The organism is Bradyrhizobium sp. HKCCYLRH2015, from assembly GCF_051168215.1.
In the GTDB taxonomy this organism is placed as follows: Bacteria; Pseudomonadota; Alphaproteobacteria; order Rhizobiales; family Xanthobacteraceae; genus Bradyrhizobium.
On sequence record NZ_JBNPUO010000001.1, the window covers coordinates 435,576 to 450,784 of the forward strand.

14 protein-coding genes are annotated in these 15,209 nt (G+C 66.1%); 10 read left to right on the forward strand and 4 right to left on the reverse strand.

From position 1 onward, the window contains the following. Positions 1-146 precede the first annotated feature (146 nt). Complete coding sequence (locus ACQR1H_RS01830; protein ID WP_315800429.1) at positions 147-1,301, forward strand: IS4 family transposase; 1,155 nt, start codon at positions 147-149, stop codon at positions 1,299-1,301. A gap of 103 nt (positions 1,302-1,404) precedes the next feature. On the opposite strand, the gene ilvD is transcribed toward ACQR1H_RS01830, so the two are convergent. Continuing rightward, positions 1,405-3,246 carry a dihydroxy-acid dehydratase gene (gene ilvD / locus ACQR1H_RS01835; protein WP_316238791.1) on the reverse strand — a complete coding sequence of 614 codons (1,842 nt, stop codon included), beginning with the start codon at positions 3,244-3,246 and terminating at the stop codon, positions 1,405-1,407. Positions 3,247-3,558: 312 nt separating this feature from the next. Between ilvD and ACQR1H_RS01840 the strand changes: the two genes are divergently transcribed. Together ACQR1H_RS01840 and ACQR1H_RS01845 are read left to right on the forward strand one after the other, a co-directional pair. Beyond that, the gene (locus ACQR1H_RS01840; RefSeq protein WP_316183066.1) at positions 3,559-3,924 is read left to right on the forward strand and encodes a copper resistance CopC family protein; all 366 of its coding nucleotides are present in this window, start codon (positions 3,559-3,561) and stop codon (positions 3,922-3,924) included. Positions 3,925-3,926: 2 nt separating this feature from the next. After that, on the forward strand, positions 3,927-5,585 hold the full coding sequence (locus ACQR1H_RS01845; protein WP_316183067.1) for a copper resistance D family protein: 1,659 nt from the start codon (positions 3,927-3,929) through the stop codon (positions 5,583-5,585). 6 nt (positions 5,586-5,591) lie between these two features. Here ACQR1H_RS01845 and ACQR1H_RS01850 read toward each other — a convergent pair whose 3' ends face one another. Both ACQR1H_RS01850 and ACQR1H_RS01855 read right to left on the reverse strand, forming a co-directional pair. Further along, positions 5,592-6,098, reverse strand: a complete 507-nt coding sequence (locus ACQR1H_RS01850) for a DUF3455 domain-containing protein (RefSeq protein ID WP_434907039.1) — start codon at positions 6,096-6,098, stop codon at positions 5,592-5,594. 99 nt (positions 6,099-6,197) lie between these two features. Continuing rightward, positions 6,198-7,412, reverse strand: coding sequence for an NADP-dependent isocitrate dehydrogenase (locus ACQR1H_RS01855; protein WP_316183069.1), 1,215 nt, complete (start codon positions 7,410-7,412; stop codon positions 6,198-6,200). A 302-nt stretch (positions 7,413-7,714) separates the two neighbouring features. Here ACQR1H_RS01855 and ACQR1H_RS01860 point away from each other — a divergent pair, with 302 nt between their 5' ends. From ACQR1H_RS01860 to ACQR1H_RS01875, 4 genes are all read left to right on the forward strand, one after another. After that, the gene (locus ACQR1H_RS01860; RefSeq protein ID WP_434840341.1) at positions 7,715-8,914 is read left to right on the forward strand and encodes a TrmJ/YjtD family RNA methyltransferase; all 1,200 of its coding nucleotides are present in this window, start codon (positions 7,715-7,717) and stop codon (positions 8,912-8,914) included. A gap of 256 nt (positions 8,915-9,170) precedes the next feature. Continuing rightward, entirely contained in the window at positions 9,171-10,016 is an 846-nt protein-coding gene (locus tag ACQR1H_RS01865; RefSeq protein ID WP_434907040.1) for a hypothetical protein, read from the forward strand. 155 nt (positions 10,017-10,171) lie between these two features. Beyond that, positions 10,172-11,290, forward strand: coding sequence for a DUF2336 domain-containing protein (locus ACQR1H_RS01870; RefSeq protein ID WP_316183072.1), 1,119 nt, complete (start codon positions 10,172-10,174; stop codon positions 11,288-11,290). Between the two features lie 30 nt (positions 11,291-11,320). Further along, positions 11,321-11,545: a hypothetical protein gene (locus tag ACQR1H_RS01875; protein ID WP_316215925.1), complete on the forward strand. Its 225-nt coding sequence runs from the start codon at positions 11,321-11,323 to the stop codon at positions 11,543-11,545. A 30-nt stretch (positions 11,546-11,575) separates the two neighbouring features. Here the strand turns inward: ACQR1H_RS01875 and ACQR1H_RS01880 are convergent, their stop codons facing one another. Beyond that, the gene (locus tag ACQR1H_RS01880) at positions 11,576-12,256 is read right to left on the reverse strand and encodes a TetR/AcrR family transcriptional regulator (protein WP_315801217.1); all 681 of its coding nucleotides are present in this window, start codon (positions 12,254-12,256) and stop codon (positions 11,576-11,578) included. A gap of 257 nt (positions 12,257-12,513) precedes the next feature. On the opposite strand from ACQR1H_RS01880, the gene ACQR1H_RS01885 reads away from it, so the two are divergent. The 3 genes from ACQR1H_RS01885 to ACQR1H_RS01895 are packed head-to-tail and all read left to right on the forward strand — an operon-like array spanning position 12,514 to position 15,134. Continuing rightward, positions 12,514-13,056: an OsmC family protein gene (locus ACQR1H_RS01885; protein ID WP_315801216.1), complete on the forward strand. Its 543-nt coding sequence runs from the start codon at positions 12,514-12,516 to the stop codon at positions 13,054-13,056. 33 nt (positions 13,057-13,089) lie between these two features. Beyond that, positions 13,090-14,211, forward strand: a complete 1,122-nt coding sequence (locus tag ACQR1H_RS01890; protein ID WP_316215926.1) for an acyl-CoA dehydrogenase family protein — start codon at positions 13,090-13,092, stop codon at positions 14,209-14,211. Positions 14,212-14,258: 47 nt separating this feature from the next. Further along, the gene (locus ACQR1H_RS01895; RefSeq protein WP_315801214.1) at positions 14,259-15,134 is read left to right on the forward strand and encodes a sulfurtransferase; all 876 of its coding nucleotides are present in this window, start codon (positions 14,259-14,261) and stop codon (positions 15,132-15,134) included. The last annotated feature ends 75 nt before the right edge of the window (positions 15,135-15,209 follow it).

A 15,209-nucleotide genomic window follows, 5' to 3' on the forward strand; every position in this document is an offset into this window, starting at 1 on the left:
TCGTTCTCAGTATGCCGCACGACGTGGATGGCCGGGACAAGCCCACGGCTGTCCGGTTCAGACAGACTGGACATGGTGCATGGCGTGGATTCTTCTGCGGTCTTGAGCATCGCCAAATGTTCGAGACACACCAGGAAGGTCCCGCCATGCCGCATCAGAATACAGTATTCCGAGACATTCTGAAGTTGGTCCCCTGGCATCGCTTCGAGGCGCTTGTGGACGAGCATGGCACGGACGCGCGGATTCGACGGCTTTCCACCAAAGACCAATTTGTGGCGCTGCTGTACGGTCAGCTTTCGGGGGCTTCCAGTCTGCGTGAGATTGTCACCGGGCTGTCGAGCCACACCGCGCGGCTTTATCACCTGGGTGGGGGCCCTGTCCGCCGCTCGACTTTCGCGGACGCCAATATGAATCGGCCTGCGGAGATGTTTGCCGCCCTGTTGGCCATCATGATGAAGCAGGCCCATCGCCGGTTACGCCGCAAGCTTGCCGAGACGACGTATTTGATTGATTCGACCAGCGTACGGCTGACAGAAGCCAGCGCTGGCTGGGCACGGTTCTCTACCGGTGTCTGCGGTGCCAAGGTGCATGTGATCTATGATGCCGACGCCGACCGGCCGATTTATGCGGCAATCAGCGGAGCCAACGTCAACGACAATACTGCAGCGCATCAGATGCCCATCGAGCCGGGAGCAACCTACGTCTTCGATCTCGGCTATTATGAATATGCTTGGTGGGCTCAACTGGACGCCGCCGGTTGTCGAATCGTGACCCGGTTCAAATCCAATACGCCGCTGCGGGTCGTGGAGGAGTTGCCTGTCATCGCGGATGGCAACATCCTCTCCGACCGCATCGGCTTCCTTCCACAACGCCAAGCCTACAGCCGCCGCAATCCAATGCAGACTGCGGTGCGCGAAGTGCGCGTCACCTTGGAAACGGGAAAGATCCTGCGCATCCTGTCGAACGACCTCGATGCCAGCGCTCAAGAGATCGCCGACCTCTATCGTCGCCGCTGGGCCATCGAGTTGTTCTTTCGTTGGGTCAAGCAGACCCTCAAGATCACCAGGTTCCTCGGGACTTCTGAGAACGCCGTTCGTATCCAGATCGCCGTTGCCCTGATCGCCTTCCTCTTGCTTCGCCTCGCGCAAGACCTTCAGAAGGCAATCCAAAGCCCCTTGGTCTTTGCCAGATTGGTCCGCACCAACCTCATGCATCGCCGCCCCATCGATCAATTGCTCACGGGGCCACCCCAACTTGCCAAAAACCCACAACAGTTGAGCCTCGCAATATGCGGAAGCTGAACCGGACAGCCGTGGGACAAGCCCGGCCATGACAGTGGAGACAGATCGGCGCAAAACTCCGATCATCGTAGACGATAGTCCTGGCTAGGGACCGTCGAGCGTCCTAGTCCTTCACGATGCGTACCGCGCCCTTGGCGGCGCTGCTCGCGAACGCGGCGTAGGCCTTCAGCGCGGTCGACACCTTGCGGGCGCGGGTCTTCGGCTTCCAGGCCTTGTCGCCCTTGGCCTCCATTGCCGCGCGACGCTGCGCGAGCTCGGCATCCGAGACCGCCAGATGAATGGTGCGGTTGGGGATGTCGATCTCGATGCGGTCGCCGTCCTGCACCAGGCCGATCAGGCCGCCCTCGGCGGCTTCCGGCGAGACATGGCCGATCGACAGCCCCGAGGTGCCGCCGGAGAAGCGGCCGTCGGTGATCAACGCACACGCCTTGCCGAGGCCCTTCGACTTCAGATAGCTGGTCGGATACAGCATCTCCTGCATGCCTGGGCCGCCGCGCGGGCCCTCATAGATGATGACGACGATGTCGCCGGCCTTGATCTTGTTGGTGAGGATCGCTTCGACCGCGGCGTCCTGGCTCTCCATCACGCGCGCAGGACCCGAGAACTTCAGGATCGAGGCATCGACGCCCGCGGTCTTCACGATGCAGCCGTCGCGCGCGATGTTGCCGGTCAGCACGGCCAGGCCGCCATCCTTGGAATAGGCATGCGCGAGGTCGCGGATGCAGCCCTTCTCGCGGTCGAGATCGAGCTCCTGGTAGCGGCGGTCCTGGCTGAACGCGACCTGCGTCGGCACGCCGCCGGGGGCGGCCATGTAGAAGTTCTTGACGCTCTCGCTCGCCGTGCTGCGGATGTCCCAGCGCTCCAGCGCTGATGCCAGCGAGGCCGAATGGACGCTCGGCAATTCGGTGTGCAGCAGGCCGGCGCGGGCGAGCTCGCCGAGGATGCCCATCACGCCGCCGGCGCGGTGCACGTCCTCCATGTGCACGTCGGCCACGGCGGGAGCGACCTTGCACAGGCAGGGGACCTTGCGCGACAGGCGATCGATGTCGGTCATCGTGAACGGGATCTCGCCCTCATGCGCGGCGGCGAGCAGATGCAGCACGGTGTTGGTCGAGCCGCCCATCGCGATGTCCATGCTCATCGCGTTCTCGAACGCCTTGAAGTTGGCGATCGAGCGCGGGAGCACGGACGCATCGTCCTGCTCGTAATAGCGGCGGGCGAGATCGACGATCAGGTGACCGGCCTCGACGAACAGGCCGCGGCGGTCGGCATGCGTCGCCAGCACCGAGCCGTTGCCGGGCAGCGACAGGCCGAGCGCCTCAGTCAGGCAGTTCATGGAGTTGGCCGTGAACATGCCGGAGCAGGAGCCGCAGGTCGGGCAGGCCGAGCGCTCCATGACCTCCACGTCGGCATCGGACACCTTGTCGTCGGCGGCCACGATCATCGCATCGATCAGATCGACCTTGCGCAGCTTGCCCTCGATGTTGACCTTGCCGGCCTCCATCGGACCGCCGGAGACGAACACCGCGGGGATGTTGAGCCGCATTGCGGCCATCAGCATGCCGGGCGTGATCTTGTCGCAGTTGGAGATGCAGACCATGGCGTCGGCGCAATGCGCGTTGACCATGTATTCGGTGCTGTCGGCGATCAGCTCGCGCGACGGCAGGCTGTAGAGCATGCCGTCATGGCCCATCGCGATGCCGTCATCGACCGCGATCGTGTTGAACTCCTTGGCGACGCCGCCGGCCTTCTCGATCTCGCGGGCGACCAGCTGGCCGAGGTCCTTGAGGTGGACATGGCCCGGCACGAACTGGGTGAAGGAGTTGACGACGGCGATGATCGGCTTGCCGAAATCCTCGTTGGTCATGCCGGTGGCGCGCCACAGGCCGCGGGCGCCGGCCATGTTGCGGCCATGGGTGGAGGTGCGGGAGCGATAGGCGGGCATGACGGGTTTCCTCAGGCGTTCCTCGAAAGGCAATGTTGGTCCGCGGGCCGGCAGGCCGGGCCGGACAGACGGAATGATGCGGCGAGGCATACAGCGAAGTGCTTGATGATTCGACCCTAAATTTCGCCGTTCCGGGATGCTCCGCGGGCAGGGCCGGCGCGCGGCTGTCCACAGCCGCAGGTCCCCGTTCGGCGCAGTCACGACTTTGTGGCTACGCGGGGAACAGGAAGGGCGCTTAGATTTGAACGGTAGAGTTTTGTTCGACCCGGTCCAGCCCGAACGTTCCCGCCGCAGCCTCCGCCCGCGCGTCCCATGTCGTCCGTCATCCGATTCCGTCACCTGCCGACCCTTGCCGCGCTGCTTCTGGCCGCCCCCGGCGCCGCCTCGGCCCATGCTATCATCGTCTCGTCGCAGCCCGCGGCGGGCGGGACCATCGAGAAGCAGCCGACACTGATCCGGCTGCGCTTCAACAGCCGCATCGATCACGCCCGCTCGCGGCTGAAGCTGCGCGCGCCCGACGGCGCCGAGCAGGCGCTCACGCCGGCCGCCGACGCGCCGGCCGACGAGATCGACGCCGAGGCCAGGGCGCTCAGCCCCGGCGCCTGGCATCTGCAATGGCAGGTGCTCAGCGTCGATGGCCACATCACCCGTGGCGACATTCCTTTCAACGTGCGCTAGCCGTGTCGCTCTTCCTCGACATCTTCGGCTATCTCTCGGTGGTGCTGCGCGGCCTGACCCTGCTGGCACAATCCTTCACCGTGGGCGGCCTGGCGTTTCTGCTGTTGCTGCTTCGCCCGCTACAGCAAAGGCTGTCCGCCGACGCGATCGTCGTGGGGAAGCGCAGCCAGCGCTTCCTGCGCCGAAGCGCGTTCGGCTGGTTCGCGGTCGTGCTGGCCTCGCTCGCGGTCAACATGGCGGCGCTGATCGGGACGCTCGACCTCTCGCTCGGCGAGGCGGTCGGCGCCGACTTCGCGCGCTCCGGCATGGCCGTTGCCGCCTGCGCGCTCGGCATCGCGGCGCTCGCCCGGACCGGCAGCTGGGCCGCCTGGCGCGTCGTGGCACTGGCCGTGCTGGCTGGTGCCGCGCTGCTGCTGCAGCTCAACCTGACGCACGCGGCGAGCCGGCTCGAGGTGCGCTGGCCGCTGCTCGCCGCCGACTTCCTGCACATGCTCGGCGCCGGAATCTGGATCGGCGGCCTGCCGTATTTCCTGATGGCGCTGAACGGCTGCAAGGCGGATGACGATCAGCGCCTGATCGGACGGCGCTACTCGCTGATGTCGATGGTCTCGGTGGCGGCGATCGTGCTCGGCGGCATTGTGATGGCGATCGCCTATCTCGGCTCGTTCGAGGCGATCTACGGCACCGCCTATGGCGTGATGATGTCGGCCAAGGTCGCGATGCTGCTGATGCTGCTGGCGCTCGGCGCCGGCAACTTCTTCGCCGTCGAACGTTTGCGCCGCCGTGATCCCGCAGCACCGCTCTCGCGCATGAAGCGCTTCGTCGAGGTCGAGCTCGGCATTGGGCTGACGGTGCTCCTGACCGCGGGCTCGCTGACGTCGCTGCCGCCCGGCATCGATCTCAGCCAGGACCGGTTGAGCTTAAGCGAGATCGTCGAGCGCGCCGCGCCGCAATGGCCGCGGCTGACGAGCCCCTCGGTCGACCAGCTCACGATCTCGCAGCTGCAGGCGAGGATCGACGCCGCCGACGCGCAGCGCCTGACGGCGCCGCAAGCCTATGTGCCGGGCGAGGGCGTGATCCTGCCGCGCAGCGCCGCCGACATCGCCTGGTCGGAATACAACCACCATTGGGCCGGCATCTTCGTCGTGCTGATCGGCCTGCTCGCGCTGATCGAGCGCTTTGCCTGGGGCAGGTGGGCGCGGCACTGGCCGCTGTTGTTCCTGGTGATGGCGGCGTTCCTGTTCCTGCGCGCCGACGAGATGGCCTGGCCGCTCGGCCCGATCGGTTTCTGGGCCTCGTGGCGCGATCCGGAAGTGGCGCAGCACCGGCTGTTCGTGGTGCTGATCATCTTGTTCGGCCTGTTCGAATGGCGGGTGCGGCTGCGCGGGCAGCAGGCGGGGCGGGCGGCGCTGGTGTTTCCGCTGACGGTCGCCGCCGGCGGCGCGCTGCTGCTGACGCACTCGCACGCCATCGCCAACATCAAGGACCAGCTCCTGATCGAGATGAGCCACACGCCGCTGGCGCTGTGCGGCATCACCGCCGGCTGGGCGCGCTGGCTGGAGCTGCGCATGGACGGCCGCATCAGCCGCGTCGCCGCCTGGGTCTGGCCGGTGGCGTTCGTGCTGGTGGGATTGATCCTGCTGGATTATCGCGAAGCGTGAGGCGCCTTACTGCTTCCGCAGGCACACGTAGTCCGCGGAATAGGCGACGCTGCGGAGTTGCCCGGCGGCGTCGCAGGCGCCTGCCAGCTTGCCGCCGGCCGTGTTGATCCGCTGCACGGTGGTCACATCCGAGAGCACGCCCTTCGCGCCACGATGGGAGACGACCTCGAGCTTCAGCCAGGGGATATCGTTGTCGGTGGCGCCGACCGCGGTGCCCTGCACGCGGCCGCCGACGATCGAGCCGTCCTGATGCTCCCAGCTCGGGCCGGCGTAGTGCCGGCCGACGGTCTTGCCGTCCTCGAACAGACTGGCGATCGGTTCGCGAAAGGTCCAGGCGAGCTTGCCGTCCTTGTCGGCCTTGCAGTCGTAGACCTGCGCGCCTTCGGCATGCAGCGTCAGCACGGCCTTTTCGCCGGCGGCGACCAGCGCGTCGGGAATCGTGGTCTCTGCGGCGTGGGAGGAGCCGATCTGGGCACCGAGCACCAGCAGAGCGAGCGATGAGGTCAAGCGCATGATCAGGTTCCTCGACGGCAGGAGTGAAACGAAAACGGGCCGCGCTGGCGGCGCGGCCCGTTGATAGGTGACGAAACCAGAAGGCGAAAGTGGGGAAACTTACGCCGCCATCGCCTTGGTGAGGTTCTCGGCGATCTTGTCGAGGAAGCCGGTGGTCGAGAGCCAGCGCTGGTCGGCGCCGACCAGCAGCGCGAGGTCCTTGGTCATGTAGCCGGACTCGACGGTGTCGACGCAGACCTTCTCCAGGGTGGTCGCGAACTTCGCCAGCTCGGCATTGTTGTCGAGCTTGGCGCGGTGCGACAGGCCGCGGGTCCAGGCGAAGATCGAGGCGATCGAGTTGGTCGAGGTCTCCTTGCCCTTCTGGTGCTCGCGGAAGTGACGGGTCACCGTGCCGTGGGCGGCCTCAGCCTCGACGGTCTGGCCGTCCGGGGTCATCAGCACCGAGGTCATCAGACCGAGCGAGCCGTAGCCCTGGGCCACCGTGTCGGACTGCACGTCGCCGTCATAGTTCTTGCAGGCCCAGACATAGCCGCCCGACCACTTCAGCGCCGCGGCGACCATGTCGTCGATCAGGCGGTGCTCATAGGTGATCTTCTTGGCCTCGAACTTGTCCTTGAACTCCTTGTCGTACACCTCCTGGAAGATGTCCTTGAAGCGGCCGTCATAGACCTTGAGGATGGTGTTCTTGGTCGACAGGTAGACCGAGTAGTTCTTGGCGAGGCCCATGTTGAGCGAGGCGCGGGCGAAGTCGTAGATCGACTCGTCGAGGTTGTACATCTCCATCGCGACGCCGGCGCCGGGCGCCCTGAAGACTTCCTTCTCGATCACGGTGCCGTCGTCGCCGACGAATTTCATCGTCAGCACGCCCTTGCCGGGGAACTTGAAGTCGGTGGCGCGGTACTGGTCGCCATAGGCGTGGCGGCCGATGATGATCGGCTTGGTCCAGCCGGGGACCAGGCGCGGCACGTTCTTGCAGATGATCGGCTCGCGGAACACGACGCCGCCGAGGATGTTGCGGATGGTGCCGTTCGGCGACTTCCACATCTCCTTGAGGCCGAACTCCTTCACCCGGGCCTCGTCCGGGGTGATGGTGGCGCACTTCACGCCGACGCCGACCTTCTTGATGGCGTTGGCGGCATCGATCGTGATCTGGTCGTTGGTCTTGTCGCGGCTCTCCATCCCCAGGTCGAAATACTGCAGATCGATGTCAAGGAACGGGTTGATCAGCTTGTCCTTGATGTACTGCCAGATGATCCGCGTCATCTCGTCGCCGTCGAGCTCGACGACCGGGTTGGTCACCTTGATTTTTGCCATGATCGATGGGGCCTTCTTGGGAACAGCGCGCCAGGAATGGAAAGCGCTTGTGAAATCAAGCGCGTCATAGCACTGCTGCACCGCGGGCGGAAGCGCACCCGGTATGCGTCCGGTGCTGATTTTCGCAGCCCGCTCATGCGGTGGGCAACGGCGGCGAGGCGGCCGGCTGCGGTTTCGCGCAAACCGTAAAATTCTTGGCTAAGCCGATTATTTTGCTTGAGAATTCTCGCCAGCCGGGCCAACGGAGCGGGCAGGGCGCGCGGGCGCGCCCTTCAACCGGATCTGGAAGTCGAGGATTGACCGTGTCGGGCACCGACAAGACGAAGGCGGGATTGGAGATCACGGGCCCGGTGGTGATCCTGGTCGAGCCGCAGCTCGGCGAGAACATCGGCATGGCCGCGCGCGCCATGGGCAATTTTGCGTTGTCCGAGCTGCGACTGGTCAACCCGCGCGACGGCTGGCCGAACATCGCCGCCCAGCGGGCCGCCGCCGGGGCCGACCACATCATCGATCATGTCCGGCTGTTCGACACCCTGCCGGAGGCGATCGCCGACCTCGACCTGGTGTTTGCCACCACCGCCCGCGCCCACGACCAGGCCAAGCCGGTGATGGGCCCGGAGGCGGCCGCGCGGGAGATGCAGGGCCAGATTGCCGCCGGCGGCCGCGCCGGCATTCTGTTCGGCCGCGAGCGGGCGGGGCTCACCAACGAGGAGGTCGCCCGCGCCAATCGCATCATCACCTATCCGGTCAATCCGGGCTTCGCCTCGCTGAACCTCGCGCAGGCCGTGCTGCTGATGGGTTATGAGTGGTTCAAGCTGGCGACGTCGGGCGCGCTGCCCTTCGCCATGCCCGAGCGCTCGGAGCGCGCCAGCCAGGGGCAGATGGAAGCGTTCTTCGAGAACCTGGTGCGCGAGCTCGACCGGGTCGAATTCCTGCGCCCGCCGGAGAAGCGCGAGACCATGCTGGTCAATTTGCGCAACATCTTCTTCCGCATGGAGCCGTCGCGGCAGGACATCCACACCCTGCACGGCGTGGTGATGGCGATCGCCGAGGGACGCAAGGGACCGGCCAAGGGCGGCGTGCTCGACAGCGAGCAGGCGACGCGGCTGCGCGCGCTGATCGCCGAGCAGGGTACCGTCGCCAACCTGCCGGATTCGCGCGGCTCGCTGCGCGGGCTGGCGCGGCTGCTCCGCCGCAATCCCACCGACGCCGAGCGGGCGCTGTGGCACGCGCTGTCGCGCGACCGCCGCTTCGCCGGCCAGTTCAAGCGCCAGACCCCGGTCGGCCGCCACATCCCCGATTTCGTCTCCTTCATCCACCGCCTGGCCATCGAGCTCGTCGGCCCCGACGAGAGCGAGGGCGTCGTCGCCGATCGCAGAGCACGGCGGGCATGGCTGGAAAGCCGCGACTATCGCGTCACCGAGGTGAAGGCGGCGGATGTCGAGGCGAATCTGGAGGCCGAACTGGTGCGGCTGCAGGCGCTGATCGGCGCAGCCAAGTAGTCGCCGACGGTCGCATCGCGTGCCGCGTGGCGGCTATCGATGGCTTCGCGCATCCGTCCATCGCGCGCAATTGTCGATTGAGTTGTCGCGCGGCTCACACGGCCCTGGCAATTCATCCGCGCCCCGGCGGGCCTCGAGTCTGCGATCACGTTTACACCGGCTGAACGATGATTTGCGAACGCAATTCCAGATTGTGGCTCGTCCGATCGGTTCTGGTTAGATCGCAGCACAAAGAGCAAGACCTAAGGGGGCATTCATGGCTACGCGACGATGGCGCTCGTTTTTGAGTGGTGCGTTGATCACCGGTTCGATCTTCGGCTTGTCGGCGAGCGCCGAGGCGGCGGCACCGAAGCGGTGTACGACCGCGGCCGATCTCGGCGCCGACGAGCGCATCGCCGGCTGCACTGTCGTGATCGAGCACGGCAAGCCGGCGACGCCGCAGGTGATCGAAGCCCGTTTCGCACGCGCCGGCGCCTATTTCCGCAAGGGAGATGTCGAGCATGCGATCGACGACTACAAGATCGTCATCGAGCAGTCCTCGGCCGGTCTTCTTGCCGCATTCGATCGCGCCGGCCCCGATCTGCGCGAGAGCGAGCCGCAGCCGGGGTCGGGTTTCGGGCGGGCGTTCGGTCGCAATGGCTACCGCGCGCAAGCCTATCGCGCGCTGGGGATCGCAAGCTTCCAGGCGGGTCTCCTGGAGCAGTCGCAGGACGACTTCCGATGGCTCAGCGAGATCGATCCCAACAATGCCCATGCGGCCTTGTGGCTGGACCTGGCGCGCCGCCGTGCCGGGCTCGCGAGCGAGCTCGCCGACCACGCCAAGCGGCTCGACATGGGCAAATGGCCGGCGCCGATCGTCCGCCTGTTCCTCGGCCAGGAAACGCCAGAGGCCGTGCTTGCGGCGGCGGACCGCGGTGCTCCCGCCACGCGCCAGGCACGGCGCTGCGAGGCGAGCTTCTTCGCCGGCGAGTTGATGCTCCACCAGGGTCGCGAGCGCGACGCCATGCAGCTGATCGACCGGGCTCTCGCCGAGTGCCGGTGGACGTCGCGCGAACGGTCGGTCGCCGAGGCGGAGGCGCGCGCACTCCACGTCATGCCGTAGACAGCATGCGCGTGCGCGCATGCTTAACGCGCACGCGCGCATTTGAGTGAAAATGCCCGGTCAAATCCGCACGCGGCGGGTTACGGAACGCTCGGGTTCGAACGGTATGATCTGCGCATTGCCCTTCCATTGTTGCAGCGGTGCGGCCTTTCATCATGAACGAAACCAGATCGGTGTTGCGGGACCTCGAGGATGCGATCGCGCGGGGGACCGCCGACAGCCGGGAGCGCGCGCTGTGGCATGCGACCGACCTGCTGATCGCGGGACGGTACTGCGAGGAGGAGATCGCCACCTTCGGCGAGGTCATCGGCCGGCTGGCTGACGAGATCGAGGTCGAAGCGCGCGCCAAACTCGCCGATCGCCTCGCCAGGATCGAATATTCACCGGCCAGCGTCATCCGCAAGCTCGCCTTCGACGACGAGATCTGGGTCGCCGGCCCGGTGCTGCGCGAATCCGAGCGGCTCGATGACGCCACGCTGGTCGAGAACGCCAGCACCAAGAGCCAGGACCATCTGCTCGCGATCGCCGAACGCCGAACGCTGAGCCCGGCGGTGACCGATGTGCTGGCGACGCGCGGCAACCGCGCGGTCGCCACGGCGGTGGCGCGCAACCAGGGCGCCCAGTTCTCCGGCGCCGGATTCCTGCACATGGTCAAGCGCGCCGAGAACGACTCGATCCTCGCCGAGCATCTCGGCCGTCGGCTCGACATCCCGCGCCATCTGTTCCAGCAGCTCATCGCCAAGGCCTCGGACGATGTCGGCAAGCGGCTGGCCGGCGAGCGCCCTGAACTGCTCGGTGAAATCAACAGCTCGGTCGCCAACATCGCCGGCGACCTGCAGTCGAAGTTCGGACCCGGCTCGCGCAACTACTTCGTCGCCAAGCGCACCGTGACGATCCAGCACCGCCTCGGCAATCTGCACGAGAGCACGATCGCCAGCTATGCGACGGCGCACAAGGTCGAGGAGGTGACGATCGGCCTCGCGCTGCTGTCGGGACTACCGGTCGATGTCGTCGAGCGCGCCTTGTTCGACCGTAACCGCGAGATGCTGCTGATGCTCGCCAAGGCGCTCGGCTTCACCTGGGATACGATGATGGCGCTCGCCTTCCTCGGCGCCCGCGAACATCGCATCACGGCCGGTGAATTGCAGGAGCTGGAGCGTGACTATGCCAAGCTCCAGTCGCAGACGTCGCGCAGCGTGCTCGAATTCTATCAGTCCCGCAAGAATCCGGGCAAAGGCGGCAAGGCGTCCACGCCGCGCGCGGCGGCGTATTGAACCTGCAGCGATGGACGGAGGTGATCGCGGATGAACGGCACGGAACTCCCTCTTCGCAGAGAGCAACGGCTTGGCCATCGCGAGGCGCGTGCGGACCGCGCGGCGGCCGATGCGGCCTGGCACGTGCTCGAAGCGGCCAACGAGCTCGGCGATGAGGCTGCGGTCGCGGCCTGCCGCCGCGTCATCGATGCCAGCCTCAACGGCGCGTGCGCAGACCGGGCCGACCTGAAGCTGGTGACGGAGTATTTCCGCTAATCCAGACGCTCGGTCGCAGAGCAGGGCGGCTCACGCCGTCGCGAGCTGCGGGTTCGCCTTGCTGTTGCGCTGTGCCGCCTTCAGCTTCGCCGGCTCGATCAGCGCCTTCGCGGCCAGGCCGGCCGTGTCCGCGACCTCGGGATTGCGTGACACCATGGCCGCCACGATCGCGCCGTCGATCAGCAATGCGAGCTGATGCGAGAAGCTCTCCGGCTCGGCGGCGCCCATCTCGCGGGCGAGCCTCTCGATATGCGCCAGCACCACCTTCTTGTGGCGCATCGCGATGGTGCGAAACTGCTTCTGATCCTTGTCGTGCTCGCCGACCGCATTGATGAAGGGGCAGCCGTAGAAGCGCTCCTCGCCGAACCAGCTCTTCAGCGCCGGAAAGATGCGTGCCAGCTTGGTCTCGGCGTCACCGCCGCCGCTCTCCATTTCCGCGATGAACCATTCGCGCCACTGTTTGCCTTCGCTTTCGAGCACGGCGGTGACCAGCGCGGTCTTAGAGCCGAACAGCTTGTAGAGCGTGGTCTTCGCGGTGCCGGCCTCGCTGATGATCGCATCGATGCCGGTGGCATTGATGCCGTTCTTGCAGAACAGCCGCGTGGCGGCGCCGAGCAGACGGCCGCGCGCGGATTCGTCATCGCCGGCCGCGATCGTCCTCGCGATCGCCTGCTTCTTGCCGGTTTGTTTGCCCGCAACTGACTTTGCCATGCCTGCAAGCTTAATCGCTGTGCGCGTGAGTCAGCAAGACCGCTGACGTGCGCGAGGCAGCGTTGCGCGCAATTTGATCTCCGAGGGCGGCATTCTGCACCGCGCTTGGGCAACGGAGGGGACGCAGCGGGTCGCCGCTTGCCGCGATGATCGCGTAAGCCGCGAGGATCACTCCGGCTTTTGATTTTCGGCCTCTCTGGCACGCTTCGTGCAGGATACAGACCGTTCGGTATCCTCATCCCAGGGAGAGAAATGAGATGACCGCTGTGGTTCAGAAGACGGCGCTGACGGGCTGCCTCGCGCCCATCGACAGAGGTGGGCTCGAGCAGCTCATCGTCAACGGCAAGGCCAACCCCAAGGTCATCAAGACCCTGAAGTGCAAGACCGTCGCCGAGGGCAAGTTCCGCCACGCCAACTACATCCGCAACCTCGCGCCCTACATCGTCGACGAGCCGCCGGGGCTGCTCGGTGACGACACCGCGCCCAATCCGTCGGAAGCCTCGCTCGCCGCGCTCGGCTCGTGCCTGGCCGTCGGCCTGCACGCCAATGCGGTGCATCGCGGCTGGATCGTCAACAAGCTCGAGCTGGAGCTCGAGGGCGATCTCAACATCACCGCAGTCTGGGGCACCGGCGACGTCAGCGAGAAGCCGGTCGGCTTCACCGACGTCCGCGTCAAGGTCGACATGGAGTGCGAGGGCATTCCGCAGGAGGAGGTCAAGGCGCTGATCGATCACGTCAAGAAGTGGTCGCCGGTCGCCAACACGTTTACCCGCCCCGTCAATCTCGAAGTCGGAATCTGATCGGCCGAGGGCCTGCGAGTAGCGGAGGACGTCATGGGTTCACTCGGACAGCATCTGGCAGTCGACAGCGCGGGCGTGATGCCCGTGCCGTCGACCGTGGAGCAGGTCACGGCGATCGCGCGCAAGGAGCTCGCGCCGCTGGCCTCTGGCATCGACGCCGGGACGGTGTACCCGGCCGACGTGCTCCGCCGCTTCGGCGAGGTCGGCGCGTGGAGCAGCCACGTGCCGGACAATGGCGCGGCGGATCTCAACTGCGCGATCGACGCCATCGGCGCGATCGGCGAGGTCTGCGGCGCCTCGGCCTTCATGGCGTGGTGCCAGAACACGCTGGTCTGGTACATCGCCAACTCGCCCAACAAGGCGCTCGTCGACCGTCTTCTCGACGACGCCGCGAGCGGCCGGTTGCTCGGTGGCACCGGCTTGTCCAACCCGATGAAGAGCTTCTTCGGCATCGAGAAGCTCAAGCTGAAGGGCCGCAAGGTCGAGGGCGGCTACGTCGTGCGCGGCGTGCTGCCCTGGGTCTCGAACCTCGGGCCGGACCACATGTTCGGCACGATCTTCGAGCGTGAGGACGCGCCCGGCGAGATCGTGATGTTCATCGCCGACTGTGCCGATCCGGCGGTGACCCTGCAGCCATGCCAGCCGTTCCTGGCGATGGACGGCACCGGCACCTACGGCATCCAGTTTCGCGACCTGTTCGTGCCGGATGAACTGATCCTGGCCGATCCCGCCGGTCCCTTCGTCAAGAAGATCCGCGCCGGATTCATCCTGCTGCAGGCCGGCATGGCGCTCGGCCTGATCAAGGACTGCATCAAGATCATGCAGGAAGTCGAGGCGCCGCTCGGCCACGTCAACCGCTATCTGCCGCAGCAGCCGGTCGACTTCAGCGCGCTCGCCGATGAGCTCGCAAAGGAAACTTCTGAGCTCGCCAGCGATCCGTTCAACCTCGACGAGACCTATTGGCGCAAGGTCGTCGCGCTGCGCCTGCGTGCCGGCGAGGCCAGCGTCGCTGCGGCTCATGCCGCGATGCTCCATTGCGGAGCCCGCGGCTATCTCAAGGGCAATCGCGCCGAACGTCGCCTGCGCGAGGCCTATTTCGTCGCGATCGTGACCCCCGCGACCAAGCAGCTCCGCAAGATGCTCGCCGACGGCTGACGCCGGCGAGAACGGCAACCAACAAATCCCACCAGGAGAGGCCTGCCATGACGGACGTTCTGATTACTGCCGGTGAACTCGCCGAGTTCATCAAGACCGAGCCGTGTGTCGTGATCGACACCCGCAATCCCGATGCCTATGCCGCGGGACATCTTCCCGGCGCGGTCAACGTCCACGAGATCTTCACCTATCTCGCGACCTCCACGCCGGAAGGCATCACGGAGCTGAAGACGAAGTTTGCCGATGCGTTCGGCGCCGCCGGCCTGTCGGGTGCGGAGACCGCCGTGGTCTACGAGCAGTCGATGAACTCCGGCTTCGGCCAGTCGTGCCGCGGCTATTTCCTGCTCACAATGCTCGGCTATCCCAAGATCAAGGTGCTGCATGGCGGCTACGACGCCTGGGTCGCCGCCGGCCTGCCCGTGACGACCGACGTGCCGTCGCCGGCGAAGGCATCGTTCAGCATCGTTCCGGAGGCGGGGAGCATCCTGATCGACGCCAAGGCGATGCTGGCCGCCGTCGGCAATCCCGCGATCGCGATCCTCGACGTCCGCGATGTCGACGAATGGATCGGCGATTCCTCCTCGCCCTACGGCAAGGATTTCTGTCCGCGCAAGGGCCGCATCCCCGGTGCCGTCTGGCTCGAATGGTACCGCATGATGAAGCCGACCGGAGAGGGGCCGCGCTTCAAGTCGAAGGACGAGATCCTCGCCGAATGCGCCACCGTCGGCATCACCGTCGACACGCCGGTGTATCTCTACTGTTTCAAGGGCGCGCGGGCCTCGAACACCTTCCTGGCGCTGAAGAACGCCGGCGTGAAGGATGTGCGGATGTACTTCGGCTCGTGGAACGAGTGGTCGCGCGATCCGTCGCTGCCGATCGAGGAAGGTCTTCCGATGCCGGCGATGACCAGCAAGGCGGCATAGAAGCTGCATGTTGAGCACGTCCGGCCGCTGAAAAACGCGGCCGGATGAGCAGTTCGAAGGCGCTGATAGCGCAGG